We start from the raw sequence: 13,502 nt of genomic DNA, 5'->3' as shown, positions 1-13,502 counted from the left end.
CAAACCCTCGACACGATCGTGCCGCCTTGACGGTGGCACCACACCTTGGCGCGGGGTGGAGCAGCCCGGTAGCTCGTCAGGCTCATAACCTGAAGGTCGTTGGTTCAAATCCAACCCCCGCAACCAGTTTCGAACGGCCCGGTCGGTATCCCCGACCGGGCCGTTCGCGCGTCCGGAGGTCCGCGCGCGGGGAGTGACATGCGACGCATCCGCCTCATCGGCATCGGGGCCGGCAACCCCGAGCACCTCACCCTGGAGGCCGTGCGGGCGCTCCGGGACGTCGACGTGGTCTTCGTTCTCGACAAGGGGCGCGAGCGGGCCGACCTCGTGCGCCTGCGCCGCGAGATTTGCGAGCGGCACATCGCGAAACCCTTCCGGATCGTCTCCGCGCAGGACCCCGAGCGCGACCGCGCGCCGGCCGATTACGGCGCCGCCGTCGAGGCTTGGCATGCCGCCCGCGCCGCCCTCTATGGGGCGATGATCGCGCGGGAGGTCGGGGAGGGGGCCTGCGGCGCCTTCCTGGTCTGGGGCGACCCGGCCCTCTACGACAGCACCATCCGGATCATCGAGCGCGTCGCGGCGGAGGGCCGCCTCGCCTTCACCTACGACGTCATCCCCGGCATCAGCGCCGTTCAGGTGCTCGCCGCCCGCCACCGCACCACCCTCAACCGCATCGGCGCGCCGGTCCTCATCACCACGGGCCGCGCCATCGCCGGCGGCCTGCCGCCGGGCGCCGACAGCACCGTGGTGATGCTCGACGCCGACCCGCGCTTCGACCACCTCGACCCCGACCTGACCATCTACTGGGGTGCCTACCTGGGCACCCCCGACGAGATCCTGATCGAGGGCCGCCTCGGCACGGTCGGCCCGGAGATCCGGCGCGTCCGCGCCGAGGCGCGCGCCCGCCACGGCTGGATCATGGACACCTACCTGCTGCGCGCGAGCGACCCGGGCCCCGGGGCGGCCTGATCCGTCGCCGGGGCCCGCATCCGTCGTCCCCTGCGGCCCGCCGGCCACGGACGCGGCGGCCGCCCTCCGCTACACCCCGCCGCCATGCTGGAGCTTCGCGACTATCAGCGCGCCGGCCTCGACGCGCTCCGGGCCGCCTGGGACGCGGGCGCGGGCAACGGCCTCATCGTGCTGCCGACCGGCGCCGGCAAGGCGCTGGTGATCGCCGCCCTCGTGCGGGAGACGCTCGCGCGCGACCCCGCGGCCCGGGTCGCCGTCGTCACCCACAGCCGCGAGCTCGTCGCCCAGAATTACCGGGAGCTGAAGGGCTACTGGCCCGACGCGCCGGCGGGCCTCTACTCCGCCGGCCTCAACCGGCGGGAGGCGGGGGCGCAGGTCCTCGTCTGCGGCATCCAGTCGGTGGCCGGCCGGGTCGCGGCGATCGGCCCGCGCGACCTCGTGGTGGTCGACGAGGCTCATCTGATCCCGCGCAGCGCCGAGACCCGCTACGGCCGCTTCCTCGGGGAGCTGCGCGCCCTGCGGCCCACCCTGCGCGTCGTCGGCCTCACGGCCACGCCCTATCGCCTCGACAGCGGCCGCCTCGACGAGGGGGAGGGGCGGATCTTCGAGTGCATCGTCTACGAGGCCAATGTCGGCGACCTGATCCAGCGCGGCCATCTCAGCCCCCTGATCTCCAAGGCGACGCAGCTCGCCCTCGACGTGAGCGGCGTCGGGCGGCGCGGCGGCGACTACATCCCGGGCGACCTCGAGGCCGCGGTGAACCAGGACTGGATCACCCGGGCGGCGGTCTCCGAGCTGGTGGGGTTCGGGGCGGAGCGCCGGGCCTGGCTCGCCTTCTGCGTGAGCGTCGCCCACGCGGAGGCGGTGCGCGACGCCGTGCGGGCGGAAGGCTTCTCGTGCGAGGCGGTGACGGGCGAGACGGGCAAGCGCGCGCGGGACCGCATCGTCCGGGCCTTCCGCGAGGGGACCTTGCGCTGCCTCACCTCGGTCGGCGTGCTCGCCACCGGCTTCAACGTGCCGGAGGTGGACCTCGTGGCGCTGCTGCGCCCGACCCAGAGCACCGGCCTCTACGTGCAGCAGGTCGGCCGCGCGCTGCGCCGGGCGCCGGGCAAGCGCGACGCGCTGATCCTCGACTATGCCGGCCTCGTGCGCATGCACGGGCCGGTCGACATCGTCACGGCCCGCACGGCGGCCGCGGTCCGGGGGCGGGAAGGGGTGGCGCGGGCGAAGCCCTGCCCCGGCTGCGGCGCCCTGATCGCCCTCAACGCCTCCACCTGCGAGGCCTGCTGGGTCGAGCCGCAGGCGGAGGACGACGATGCGAAGCACGCGGCGAGCGCCGACGACGCGCTGCCGATCCTGTCGGGGCAGGGCGGTCCGGGATCCGGCTGGATCGGCGTGGCGGACTGGCAGATCCGCGGGGGCGGGGCGGGCGCCCCCTGCCTCGAACTCGCCCTCGCCTGCTCGGACGGGCTGATCCGCCGGATCGCGCTCGACCTCGAGGGCTCGGGCCAGCCCCGCGCCAAGGCGGTGGCGTGGTGGCGGGGCCTCGGCGGCGGCCGCGAGGCGCCGCTCACGGTCGCGGAGGCGCTGGCGCGCCGGGACGAGCTCGCGCGCCCGGCCGCCATCCGCATCCACGCGCGGGGCCACCTCCGCGAGAGCATCGATTGCCGCTTCGCCGACGGCCGCACCTTCGCGGACACGCGGCGCGTCGCGGCCTGAGCACGGCAGGCTGGCCGGACACGGATCGGCCGGGCAAGGATGGATCCGGGGCCTTGATCGGAGCCTTGGCCCCGGAACGCAGGGGAGGTCCCGATGTCCCATCCGTCCGTGGCTTCGGAGGCTGCCGGCGCAACCTTCGTGCTGGTGCACGGCGCCTGGCACGGGGGCTGGTGCTGGCGCGACGTCGTCGCCGGGCTCGCGGCGGCGGGCCACCGGGCCTTCGCGCCGACGCTCACGGGCCTCGGCCAGTCCCGCCACCTCCTGGCGGGCGATGTCACCCTCGACACCTGCGTGGCCGACGTCGCCGGGCTGATCGAGGCCGAGGAGCTGTCGGGGGTCGTCCTCGTGGGGCACAGCTTCGGCGGTGCCGTGATCTCCGGCGTCGCCGACCGGCTGGGGCCGCGGCTGCGCCACCTCGTCTACCTCGATGCCCTAGTGATCCCCGGCGGCGCCCGCCCCTTCGACGCGGTGCCGCCCGCCGTCGCGGCGGAGCGCCGCCGGCGCATCGCGGAGGAGGGGGGCGGGATCGCCCTGCCCGTCCCGCCGGTCTCGGCCTTCGGCATCCCGGAGGACCACCCGTCCGCCGCCTGGGTGCGGCGCCGCCTCACCCCGCACCCGGCCGGCACCTACGAGAGCCCGCTCCGCCTCGCCCATCCCCTCGGGAACGGCCTGCCGCGCACCTACGTCCACTGCACCGATCCGAGCTACGCGCCCCTCGCCGACGTCCGCCGCTGGGTCCGGTCGCAGCCGGGCTGGGCCTGGGCGGAGATCGCCGCCGGCCACGACGCCATGGTGACGGCGCCGGAGCCCCTGACCCGGCTGCTCGCCGGCTTCGCCTGAGCGGGGCAGGGGCCTCGGACGCCCCTCGCCTCATCGTGCCATCGACGTTGCCAGGCATGGTCCGGTGACCCGTGCCGCCCGCGCGAACCCGGTCGTTCGACAGGGTTAGGTTCCATAATATATCTTATGCGAACGGCATTCCGGCTCCGGAACCACCCCTCCGGGCCATCGCCGCGGCCGCTCACGCCCGCGCGGGGCTCGCCGTGCCGGGCGCCGGATCCTGCTGCGCGAGCCCCCTGCCCCGCGGCGGCTCGCCGGGTTCGGCGAAGCGGGCGAAGCGCAGCGCCAGGGTCGGCAGGATCAGCAGGTTGAGGATCGTCGAGGTGACGAGGCCGCCGAGGATGACGATGGCCATCGGGCCCTCAATCTCGCGGCCGGGCTCGCCGGCGCCGAGCGCCAGCGGCAGCAGGCCGAGCCCGGTGACCAGGGAGGTCATCAGGATCGGCACCAGGCGGTCGGCGGCGCCCGCGATCGCCGTCGCGGCCTCCCAGCGCCGGCCCTCGCGGGTGACGAGGTGCTCGTAGTGCGAGACCATCATGATGGTGTTGCGCAACGAGATCCCGAACAGGGTCACGAAGCCGATGATCGAGCCGAGCGACAGGACGCTGCCGGTGGCGAGCACCGCCGCGACGCCGCCCACGAACGCGAAGGGCAGGTTGGCGAGGACCAGGAGGAGGTTCCGCACCGAGCCCGTCACCACGGCGAGCAGCAGCACGATCCCGAGGCCCGCGAGGCCCGAATAGGTGAGGAGGTCGCGCCGCGCCCGCGCCTGCGCCTCCGCGGCCCCCGTGAAGGAGACGTAGACGCCCGCCGGGAGGCGCACCTCGCGGGCGACCTTGCGCCGGGCGGCGGCCGTGAAGCTCGCGATGTCCTGGCCCACGACGTTGGCGGTCACCACCTGCACCCGCTGCGCGCCCTGGTGCTGCACCTGGTAGCGCCCGCTCGTCTCGTAGACGTCGGCGACCTGGGACAGGCGGATGTAGGTGCCGCTCGGCGTCCGGATCGGCAGGTCGCCGACGCCGGTGAGCCGCCCGCGGGTGCCCGCGTCGAGGATGACGATGACGTTGAAGACGGCGTTGCCCTCGTAGGACTGGCCGACGACGTCGCCCTGGTAGGCGGTGCGCACGCTCTCCAGCACCTCGATGGCGTCGAGGCCCCAGTGGCGTAGGTCGTTGGGGCGCAGCGACACGTTGATCTGAGGCAGGCCGGCCGGCGAGGCCTGCTGGATGTCGCTGGCGCCGCGCACCTCCGCGAGCTCCTTGGCGACCTCCCGGGCGGCCGCCTCGATGCGGGCGAGGTCGCTGCCGATCACGTTGATCACCACCGGCGCCGTGAAGCCGGAGACGGTCTCCTCGATGCGCTCGGTCAGGAAGGTCTTGAGCGAGAAGGCGGCCCCCGGAAAGCCCGCCATCAGGGCGCGGATCGCGGCCTCGACGCGCGCCTGCGCGGCCCCGTCGAGGCCCGCCTCGAGGTCGATGTGGATCTCGCTGTAATGCGTCCCGGCGGTGTCCTGCCCGGCCTCCGCGCGGCCGATCTGCGCGGCCACCGCCCGGATGCCGGGGATGCGCCGCAGCTCGGCGGTGATGCGGGTGCCGAGGCGCTGCGATTCCTGCAGGGCGGTGCCGGGGGCCGCCGCCATGTGCAGGATCAGGTGGCCCTCCTTCAGGTCGGGCAGGAAGGTGCCGCCGAAGAACGGCACCACCGCCGCGCCCGCCAGCGTCGTCAGGAGCGCGGCGCCCGTCACGAGGCGCGGGACGCGGTCGATCCGGCGGAGGAGGGCCGCGTAGGCCCGGCGGGCGATCCGCATCACCGGCGGCTCGCCGGTGCCGGCCGACCGGCGCCCGGTGAGGAGCAGCATCGCGAGCGCCGGCGTGACGGTGAGCGCCACCCCGAGGGAGGCGACGACGGCGAGGATGTAGGCGAGGGCGAGGGGCCCGAACAGGCGCCCGGCGACGCCCGAGAGCCCGAGCACGGGCAGGAACACCAGGAGCACCGCGAAGGTCGCGTAGGCCACCGCCGTGCGCACCTCCAGGATCGCATCGACCACCACCCTCCCCTCGGGAAGCGGCCGCGGCCGCCCGCGGTTCTCGCGCAGGCGCCGCACCACGTTCTCGACGCCGATCACCGCGTCGTCGACCACCTCGCCGATCGCGATGGCGAGGCCGCCGAGCGTCATGGTGTTGAGGCTCTCGCCCAGCGCCTGCAGCACCAGCACGGCGGCGATCAGCGACAGCGGGATGGCCAGCGCGCTGATCACCGAGGTGCGCCAGTCGTACAGGAAGGCGAACAGCACCACGACGACGAGGAGGCCGCCGAGCGCCAGCGCCTGCAGCACGTTGGCGTTGGCGATGGCGATGAAGTTCGCCGGCCGGAACAGGTCGGGCCGCAGCGACACGCCCTCCCGCGCCAGCGCCGGCGCCAGGTCGGCGAGCGCCGCCTCGACCCGGTCCGTCACCTCGCGGGTGTTGGCGCCGTACTGCGCGCCCACCATCAGGAGCACCCCGGGCCGGCCGTCGATGAGGGCGGCGCTGATCGGCGGCTCGCCGGTGGCCACCACGTTGGCGACGTCGGCGAGCACCACGCTCGCCCCGCCCTCGTTGATCAGCACGGTGCGGCCGACCTCCTCGGGGGTGAGCGCCTGCCCCTCGGTCTGGAGCACCACCCGCTGGTTCGGGGTGTCGACGAAGCCGGCGCCGCGCACGCCGGTGGCCTTGCGGGCCGCCGCCAGCACGTCGTTGAGGCCGACCCGGAAGCGGATCAGATCGGTGGGGCGCACCTGCACCTGGAGGGAGCGCACCGCGCCGCCGTAGACCGAGACCTGCGCGATCCCCGGCACTGCGAGGAGGCGCAGCCGCACGGTCCAGTCCGCGAGGGTGCGCAGATCCATCTCGGAGCGCCGCTCCGAGGTCAGGCCGACGAGGAGCACGGTGCTGGTGGCCGAGGTCAGCGCCGTCATGGCGGGGGGCATCACCCCCTGCGGCAGGCGGCCCGCCAGCGCGGTGAGGCGCTCGGACACGAGCTGGCGCGCCCGGTAGACGTCGCTGCCGGCGCGGAACACCGCCGTGATCACCGAGAGGCCCTGGATCGAGGACGAGCGCAGCGACTCGATGCCCGGCAGGCCGTTCACGGCCACCTCGATCGGCTGCGTCACCAGCACTTCGACCTGCTCGGGGTTGAGGCCCGGCGCCTCGGTCTGGATCACCACGGAGGGCGGCGCGAATTCGGGGAAGACGTCGTACTTGGCGTCGCCGAGGGTCACGAGCCCGAAGCCCAGCACCGCGAGGGCGAGCGCCAGGACCACGCCCCGGAAGCGCACCGCGAAGGCGACGAGGGCCGCCTGGGGGCCGAACCGGGGCCCGGCGGAGCAGGACTCCGCGGGGCGGGGCTCCGCCTCAATCGTCATCGGCGCCGCCCGAGACCTGCAGCAGGCTCTTCATCTCCTCGGACAGGAGCGCCTGGGCGCCCCTGAGCACGATCTCGTTCTCGCCGGAGAGGTCCTCGACCACGTAGGCGTCGTCGGCCATCGGCGGGTCGGAGGGGATCGGGTGGCGCACGAAGGCGTTCGTGTCCACCGCCCGGTAGACCCAGGTGCCCCCCTGCCCGTGCACCACCGCGTCCTCGGGCACGCGGATGCCCGTCACGGTGCGCTCGGCCGGCAGGAAGGCCAGGGTGCTCATGCCGGGCAGGAAGCCGCTGTCGCCGGAGACGAGGTAGAAGTAGCTCTGGCCCTGGATACGCTGGTCGGTGCGGGTCGCGGGCGAGACGTAGCGCAGGGCCACCCGGCTCGATTGCGGCGGCACCTCCGCGAAGGCGGCGGCGGGGGCGCCCTTCAGGCTCTCGCCGGGCGGCAGCGTCACCTGCATGAGGAAATCGGTGCGCTCGATCAGGCGGGTGACGACGGGCGAGCGGTCGACGATGGCCCGGCCGATCACCGGGCCCCATTCCTGCTGGGCCGTGGCCCCGAGCGTGCGCACCTGCGATTCCGCGGCCATCAGGGCGGCCTGGTCGGTCTGGAACGTACCCTCGGTGGTCTCGACCTGCACGGTCGTGGCGTACTGGCCGAGGTTCTTCGCCCGCTGGTAGGCGTTGCGCGAGACCTCGATGCGGGCCTGGGCGGTCTGGAGCTGCGCCCGGGCGCTCGCGTAGGCGTTCGTCAGCTCGGTCACCCGGGCGAGGTCGAGGACGAGGCCGAAGGCCTGCAGCTCCCGGCGGTGCGGGGCCGCCGTCACGCGGGCGGTCTCGATGCCGAGGCGCGCTCGCTCCTCGGGCTTGAGGCGCACCACCATGCGGCCGTCCTCGATGGCGGTGCGCGGCGCCGGCGGCTGGTGGAGGACGGGGGCCGGCGCGACCCGCGCCCGGAAATCGGCGAAGAACGGCGCCGCGCGGCTGCTCACCGCCGCCCTGTAGGGCTCCGCGGCCTCCGTGAGCGCCAGAACCGCCGCCGAGCCCGCCGCGAGGACCGCCGCCAGGGCGGCGAGCCAGACGGGCAGGCGCGATCGCCGTCGCTGGAACACCTGCGCCTCCCGTGCCGCCCTACTCCTTGCGACTTCTGCCCGGAATCTGTTGCCGAATCTACCCGGTTCTCGCGGATCCCGCGGCTATAGGGATCTCATTCGGCGATCGGCATGTCGAGGTGGAAGGTCGTCCCCCTCCCCGCGCACGGCGTCGTCAGGGTGGCGTCGAGCTGGCGGGCGAGGCTCGCCACGACCCGCATGCCGAGGCTGCGGCTCGGGCGGCCGACCTCGAAGCCCGCGGGCAGGCCGACGCCGTCGTCGGCCACGCTGACGACGAGGCGCTCGCCGAGGCGGCGCGCATCGATGCGGATCTCGCCGCCCGCCTCCCCGTAGGCGTACTTGAGGGCGTTGGTGACGAGCTCGTTGACGAGGAGGCCGAGGGGCACCGCCCGGTCGGCCGAGATCTGCAGCGTGGCCGCCGCGCAGGCGAGGCGGTGGCGCGGGGCGCTGCCCTGCAGGTTCGCGCAGAGCTTCTCGAGGAAGGACCCGAGGTCGATGGTGCCGGGCGGCTCCTCCCCGTCGAGGCCCGTCGCGGGGCCCTGGCGCCAGAGCTGGTCGTGCACCCCCGCGATGGCCTCCACGCGGCTGCGGGCGTCCTCGAGCGCCGCGCGCACGCCCGAATCCTCGCTGCCCCGCACCTGCAGGCCGAGGAGGCTCGCCACGATGGCGAGGCTGTTCTTGATGCGGTGGCTCATCTCGCGGGCGAGCAGGTCCTGCCGGACGAGCGCCGCCCGCAGCAGCGCCTCGGTGCGCTGGCGCTCGATGGCGCCGCCGAGCAGGTTGGCGAAGCCCTGCATGAACGCGATGTCGGCTTCGCCGAACACGCCCTCGCGGGTGTCGTCCACCTCCAGCACCCCGAACGCGCCCTCGCGGTTGGCGATCAGCACGTTGACGGCCCGGCGGATGCCATGGTCGGCCATGAGCTGCGGCGTGCGGAACCGGGTCTCGTTCTCCAGGTGGTTCGAGATCACCGGGCGGCCGGTCTTGAGGGCGAAGCCCGCCGGCGAGGCGAGGTCGGCGCCGACCCGGGCGCGGCCGATCACGTCCGGTCCCCAGCCGATGCCGGCGCGCACCAGCAGGCTGTCCTCGCCGGGCCGGAACTCCAGCGCCTTGCAGAACTCGGCCCCCATCCCCTCGGCGCAGAGCTCCGTCGCCCGCTGGAGCACGCGGTCGATGTCGTCGCCGCGCAGGGCCTCGACCCCGAACTCGGAGAGGATGGCCTGCTGGCGGAGACGGATGTCGAGGTCGGCGGCGCGGTCGTCCATCGGCGCGGCTCTTAGCAGAGTCCGCGCCCGCGCGCGACGATACGGGGCCCCCTGCCCGCGCCGCTCCCGGCTGCGGCGAGTCCGACCCTGGCCGTTTGGCCCGCCCGTTCTAAGTCTAGAGGCATTCCAGTCGGTATCGCCCCCGTCGGATCGCATGCTGCATGGCTGCCAGGAACGGCCGGTTCGGGACCGGGGTCGCACCCCCGGGCGGCACGTCCGCGTTCCTGCGGGCCTGTCGCGGACCGCGGCGGCCGGCCGGCGGACGGAGGCCGGGCCTTGAGCGGGCGCCGGACCGACCACCCGAAACCGCAACGCCTCCGAGCTGGCCCCGGCCCCGATCTCGCAGGCCCGTACCTCGCAGGCAGGAGGGGCGCATGACCATGCCCACCACCATCCCCATCACGCTCACCGTCAACGGCGCGCGGCGCTCGGTCGTCCTGGAGGATGCCCGCGTCACCCTGCTCGACCTCTTGCGCGAGCGCCTCGACCTCACCGGGTCCAAGAAGGGCTGCGACCGCGGCCAGTGCGGGGCCTGCACGGTGCTGGTCGACGGGCGGCGCATCAACGCCTGCCTCGCCCTCGCGGTGAGCCTCGACGGCGCCGCGGTGACCACCATCGAGGGCCTGTCGAACGGCGCCCTGCACCCGGTCCAGGCGGCCTTCCTGGAGCATGACGGGCTCCAGTGCGGATACTGCACCCCGGGCCAGATCATGAGCGCGGTGGGGCTGATCCGCGAGCTGCGGGAGGCCGGCGAGGCCGAGCCCGACATCGAGCGGGTGCGGGAGGGCATGAGCGGCAACCTCTGCCGCTGCGGCGCCTACGCGGGCATCACGGAGGCGGTCCTGTCGGCCGCGCAGGCGCAGGAGGAAGCGGCGTGAACCTGTTCGGCTACACCCGCGCGGGCTCGGTCGCCGAGGCGGTCGCGGCCGCCTCGGAGCCCGGCGCCGCCTACCTCGCCGCCGGCACCAACCTCCTCGACCTGATGAAGGGCGGCATCGCGACGCCCGCGCACCTCGTCGACATCACGCGCCTGCCGGGCCTCGACCGGATCGAGCCGGCGCCGGACGGTGGCACCCGCATCGGGGCGCTCGTGCGCAACAGCGACCTCGCGCGCGACGCGCACGTCGCCGCGACCTACCCGATGGTGGCGGAGGCGCTGCTCGCGGGAGCCTCGGCCCAGCTGCGCAACGCCGCGACGACGGCCGGCAACCTGCTGCAGCGGACCCGCTGCCCGTACTTCTACGACACGGCCTCTCCCTGCAACAAGCGCGAGCCCGGGGCCGGCTGCCAGGCCATCGGCGGCGCGACCCGGATCCACGCGGTGCTCGGGCAGAGCGAGCACTGCATCGCGGTCAACCCCTCCGACTTCTGCGTGCCGCTCGCGGCCCTCGGGGCGGTCGTCGAGATCGCGGGCCGCGCCGGCACCCGCACGGTGCCGCTCACCGAGTTCCACCGCCTGCCGGGCGACCACCCGGAACGCGAGACGGTGCTGGAGGCCGGCGAGCTCGTCACCGCCGTGATCCTGCCGGCCGGGGCCGAGGCCTTCGCGGGGCATGCCCGCTACCTCAAGGTCCGCGACCGCACCTCCTACGCCTTCGCGACGGTCTCGGCCGCCGCGGGCCTGACCCTCGCGGACGGCCGGATCGGCGAGGCCCGCCTCGCCCTCGGCGGCGTGGCGCTGAAGCCCTGGCGGGTGGCCGAGGCCGAGGACCTGCTGCGCGGCGCCCCGGCCGACGGGACCGGCTTCGCGGACGCCGCCGCGCGGGCCGCGGAGGCGCTGCTGGCCGGCGCTCGGCCCTCCGGGCCCGACAACGCCTTCAAGATCGAGCTCGCCCGCCGCGTGGCGCGGCGCGTCCTCGCCCGGGCCGGAACGCCCGCGCGCGCCCCTGCCCTGCCCGCCTCCCCGTTCTCCCGCGCCGCCGGAGCGATCCATGCCTGAGACCGTCGCCCGCACCCGCCACGGCTCCGACGCTCCCTCCGGGAGCATCGGCCAGCCGCTGACCCGCCGCGAGGGTCCCCTGAAGGTGACCGGCCGGGCGCGCTTCGCCGCCGACAACCTGCCCCCCGGGACCCTGCACGCGGCCCTCTGCGTCGCCCGCATCGCGCGGGGCCGCGTCACCGGGCTCGACCGCGCGGCGGCCGAGGGCCACCCGGGCGTCGTCGCCGTGATGACGCCCGACAACGCCCCGGCCCTCGCCCAGCACCCCGACGACAAGGGCGGCCCCTTCGTGTTCCGCCTCGACCTCCTGCAGGACTGGTCCGTGCGCTACGCCAACCAGCCCGTCGCGGTGGTGATCGCCGAGACCCTGGAGGCGGCGACCGAGGGCGCCCGCCTGCTGGCGCCCCGCTACGAGTCGGAGGCGCCGCGCATCGGCCTCGACGCGGACGCGCCCTTCACGCCGCCCGCCATCGGCGTCGGCCAGCCGGCCGAGGAGGGCCACGGCGACGTCGAAGCGGGCCTGGCGGCGGCCGCGGCGCGCATCGAGGCCGTCTACGAGACGCCCGCGCAGTACCACAACGCGATGGAGCCGCACGCGGCGGTGGCCCGCTGGGACGGCGACCGGCTGACGCTCCAGACGCCGAGCCAGGGCATGACGGCGGCGATCGGGCGGCTCGCCGGCCTGTTCGGCATCCCGCCGGGCAACATCCGCATCGAGAGCCCGTATCTCGGCGGCGGCTTCGGCTCGAAGGGGCTGATCTCGGGGCCCCAGGTGCTGGCCTGCATGGCGGCCCGCCTGGTGGGCCGCCCCGTGAAGCTCGTCGCCCGGCGCGAGCAGATGTTCGGGCCGATGGGCCACCGGGCCGAGACGCGCCAGACCCTGCGCCTCGGCGCGGACGCGCAGGGGCGCCTCACCGCCCTCGACCACCACACCCTCACGGCCTCGAGCCGGTTCGACGACTTTTTCGAGCCGAGCGGCGGCGTCAGCCACACCCTCTACGCCACCCCGGCCCTGTCGGTGCGGCACGCGGGCGTGCGGGTCGACACCGGCACCCCCCTGTTCATGCGCGCGCCCGGCGAGGCCTCGGGCAGCATGGCCCTCGAGAGCGCGGTCGACGAGATGGCCCTCGCCTGCGGCCTGGACCCGCTGGAGTTCCGCCTCGCGAACTACGCCGAGGTCGAGCCGCTCTCGGGGCGGCCCTTCTCCTCGAAGGCCCTGCGCGCCTGCTACCAGCAGGGCGCCGAGCGCTTCGGCTGGGCGGGCCGCCCGCTGCAGCCGCGGCAGATGCGCGACGCCGACGGGCTCCTCGTCGGCTGGGGCGTCGGCACCGCGACCTTCCCGGCCCTGATGTTCGAGGCGCAGGCCCGGGCCGTCCTGCGGGCGGACGGCACCGGCACGGTGGAGATCGGCGCCATGGACATGGGCCAGGGCGCCTGGACGGCGCTGGCCCAGATCGCCGCGGACGGGCTCGGCCTCGACCTCGACGCCCTCACCTTCCGGATGGGGTCCTCGGACCTGCCGAGCGCCGGCATCGCGGGCGGCTCGGCCCACACGGCGACTGCCGGCGGGGCGATCCACGCGGCGACCGAGGCCGTGATCGCGGAACTCGCGCAGATCGCCACGAACGACGCCGCCTCCCCGCTCTACGGCGCCGGCAACGCCGGCGTGATCGCGCGGGGCGGCCGGCTGTTGCGCCGCGACGACGCGGAGCGCTCCGAGAGCATCGGCGACATCCTCGCCCGCGCCGGCCGCACGGAGGTGGAGGGGCAGGGCAAGGCCGCGCCCGACCCGGCCGTGCAGGGCGCCTACGCCCTGCACGCCCACGGGGCGGTCTTCGCCGAGGTGAAGGTCGACCCCGACCTCGGGCAGATCCGCGTGAGCCGGCTCGTCGGCGCCTTCGCGGCGGGCCGGATCATCAACCCGCGCCTCGTCCGCAGCCAGTACTACGGCGGCATGATCTGGGGCCTGTCCTTCGCGCTCCACGAGCACGCGGCGCTGGACCCCCGCACGGGGCGGTTCCTGAACGACAACCTCGGCGAGTACCACGTGCCCGTGAACGCCGACACGCCGGCCATGGAGGCGATCCTCGTGCACGAGGACGACCCCCACGTGAACGCCCTCGGCGTCAAGGGCGTCGGCGAGATCGGCATCACCGGCACGGCCGGCGCCATCGCCAACGCCGTCTGGCACGCGACCGGCATCCGCGTCCGCGAGACCCCCATCACCCTCGACCGGCTGCTGGGATAGAGAGCGGC

The 13,502-nt window shown here is 75.0% G+C and carries 9 protein-coding genes and 1 tRNA gene; 7 read left to right on the top strand and 3 right to left on the bottom strand.

Annotation, left to right across the window (positions count from 1 at the left end):
* Positions 1-49: 49 nt before the first annotated feature.
* The 4 genes from ACLBXP_RS23755 to ACLBXP_RS23740 all read left to right on the top strand — a co-directional run bounded on the left by ACLBXP_RS23755 (position 50) and on the right by ACLBXP_RS23740 (position 3,528).
* A tRNA-Met gene (locus ACLBXP_RS23755) sits at positions 50-126 on the top strand.
* 72 nt (positions 127-198) lie between these two features.
* Positions 199-969 carry a precorrin-6A synthase (deacetylating) gene (cobF, locus tag ACLBXP_RS23750; RefSeq protein WP_447670302.1) on the top strand — a complete coding sequence of 257 codons (771 nt, stop codon included), beginning with the start codon at positions 199-201 and terminating at the stop codon, positions 967-969.
* 84 nt (positions 970-1,053) lie between these two features.
* Positions 1,054-2,688: a DEAD/DEAH box helicase gene (locus ACLBXP_RS23745; protein ID WP_447670301.1), complete on the top strand. Its 1,635-nt coding sequence runs from the start codon at positions 1,054-1,056 to the stop codon at positions 2,686-2,688.
* A 93-nt stretch (positions 2,689-2,781) separates the two neighbouring features.
* The gene (locus ACLBXP_RS23740; RefSeq protein ID WP_447670300.1) at positions 2,782-3,528 is read left to right on the top strand and encodes an alpha/beta fold hydrolase; all 747 of its coding nucleotides are present in this window, start codon (positions 2,782-2,784) and stop codon (positions 3,526-3,528) included.
* 181 nt (positions 3,529-3,709) lie between these two features.
* Here ACLBXP_RS23740 and ACLBXP_RS23735 read toward each other — a convergent pair whose 3' ends face one another.
* The 3 genes from ACLBXP_RS23735 to ACLBXP_RS23725 form a co-directional block, all read right to left on the bottom strand.
* On the bottom strand, positions 3,710-6,931 hold the full coding sequence (locus tag ACLBXP_RS23735; protein WP_447670299.1) for an efflux RND transporter permease subunit: 3,222 nt from the start codon (positions 6,929-6,931) through the stop codon (positions 3,710-3,712).
* Positions 6,921-8,042 carry an efflux RND transporter periplasmic adaptor subunit gene (locus ACLBXP_RS23730; protein ID WP_447670298.1) on the bottom strand — a complete coding sequence of 374 codons (1,122 nt, stop codon included), beginning with the start codon at positions 8,040-8,042 and terminating at the stop codon, positions 6,921-6,923. Before ACLBXP_RS23730 ends, ACLBXP_RS23735 begins: the two co-directional genes overlap by 11 nt.
* Positions 8,043-8,137: 95 nt before the next feature.
* Positions 8,138-9,307 carry a sensor histidine kinase gene (locus tag ACLBXP_RS23725; protein ID WP_447670297.1) on the bottom strand — a complete coding sequence of 390 codons (1,170 nt, stop codon included), beginning with the start codon at positions 9,305-9,307 and terminating at the stop codon, positions 8,138-8,140.
* Between the two features lie 380 nt (positions 9,308-9,687).
* On the opposite strand from ACLBXP_RS23725, the gene ACLBXP_RS23720 reads away from it, so the two are divergent.
* Genes ACLBXP_RS23720 through ACLBXP_RS23710 form a run of 3 tightly spaced genes read left to right on the top strand, consistent with a single transcriptional unit; the run spans position 9,688 to position 13,494 of the window.
* On the top strand, positions 9,688-10,185 hold the full coding sequence (locus ACLBXP_RS23720) for a (2Fe-2S)-binding protein (protein ID WP_447670304.1): 498 nt from the start codon (positions 9,688-9,690) through the stop codon (positions 10,183-10,185).
* Positions 10,182-11,246, top strand: coding sequence for an FAD binding domain-containing protein (locus ACLBXP_RS23715; RefSeq protein WP_447670296.1), 1,065 nt, complete (start codon positions 10,182-10,184; stop codon positions 11,244-11,246). Before ACLBXP_RS23720 ends, ACLBXP_RS23715 begins: the two co-directional genes overlap by 4 nt.
* Positions 11,239-13,494: a xanthine dehydrogenase family protein molybdopterin-binding subunit gene (locus ACLBXP_RS23710; RefSeq protein ID WP_447670295.1), complete on the top strand. Its 2,256-nt coding sequence runs from the start codon at positions 11,239-11,241 to the stop codon at positions 13,492-13,494. Before ACLBXP_RS23715 ends, ACLBXP_RS23710 begins: the two co-directional genes overlap by 8 nt.
* Positions 13,495-13,502 lie beyond the last annotated feature (8 nt).

The sequence above is a fragment of the Methylobacterium sp. A54F genome, from assembly GCF_053346035.1.
The sequence above is the reverse complement of the archived record's forward strand: the minus strand, read 5'-3'. Positions and strand labels throughout refer to the sequence as shown.

Bases quoted from the DNA above. Each gene is read 5' to 3' on its own strand.
- ACLBXP_RS23725 (WP_447670297.1), bottom strand. From the start codon at position 9,307: ATGGACGACCGCGCCGCCGACCTCGACATCCGTCTCCGCCAGCAGGCC.
- ACLBXP_RS23745 (WP_447670301.1), top strand. From the start codon at position 1,054: ATGCTGGAGCTTCGCGACTATCAGCGCGCCGGCCTCGACGCGCTCCGG.
- ACLBXP_RS23740 (WP_447670300.1), top strand. From the start codon at position 2,782: ATGTCCCATCCGTCCGTGGCTTCGGAGGCTGCCGGCGCAACCTTCGTG.
- ACLBXP_RS23720 (WP_447670304.1), top strand. From the start codon at position 9,688: ATGCCCACCACCATCCCCATCACGCTCACCGTCAACGGCGCGCGGCGC.
- ACLBXP_RS23710 (WP_447670295.1), top strand. From the start codon at position 11,239: ATGCCTGAGACCGTCGCCCGCACCCGCCACGGCTCCGACGCTCCCTCC.
- cobF (WP_447670302.1), top strand. From the start codon at position 199: ATGCGACGCATCCGCCTCATCGGCATCGGGGCCGGCAACCCCGAGCAC.
- ACLBXP_RS23735 (WP_447670299.1), bottom strand. From the start codon at position 6,931: ATGACGATTGAGGCGGAGCCCCGCCCCGCGGAGTCCTGCTCCGCCGGG.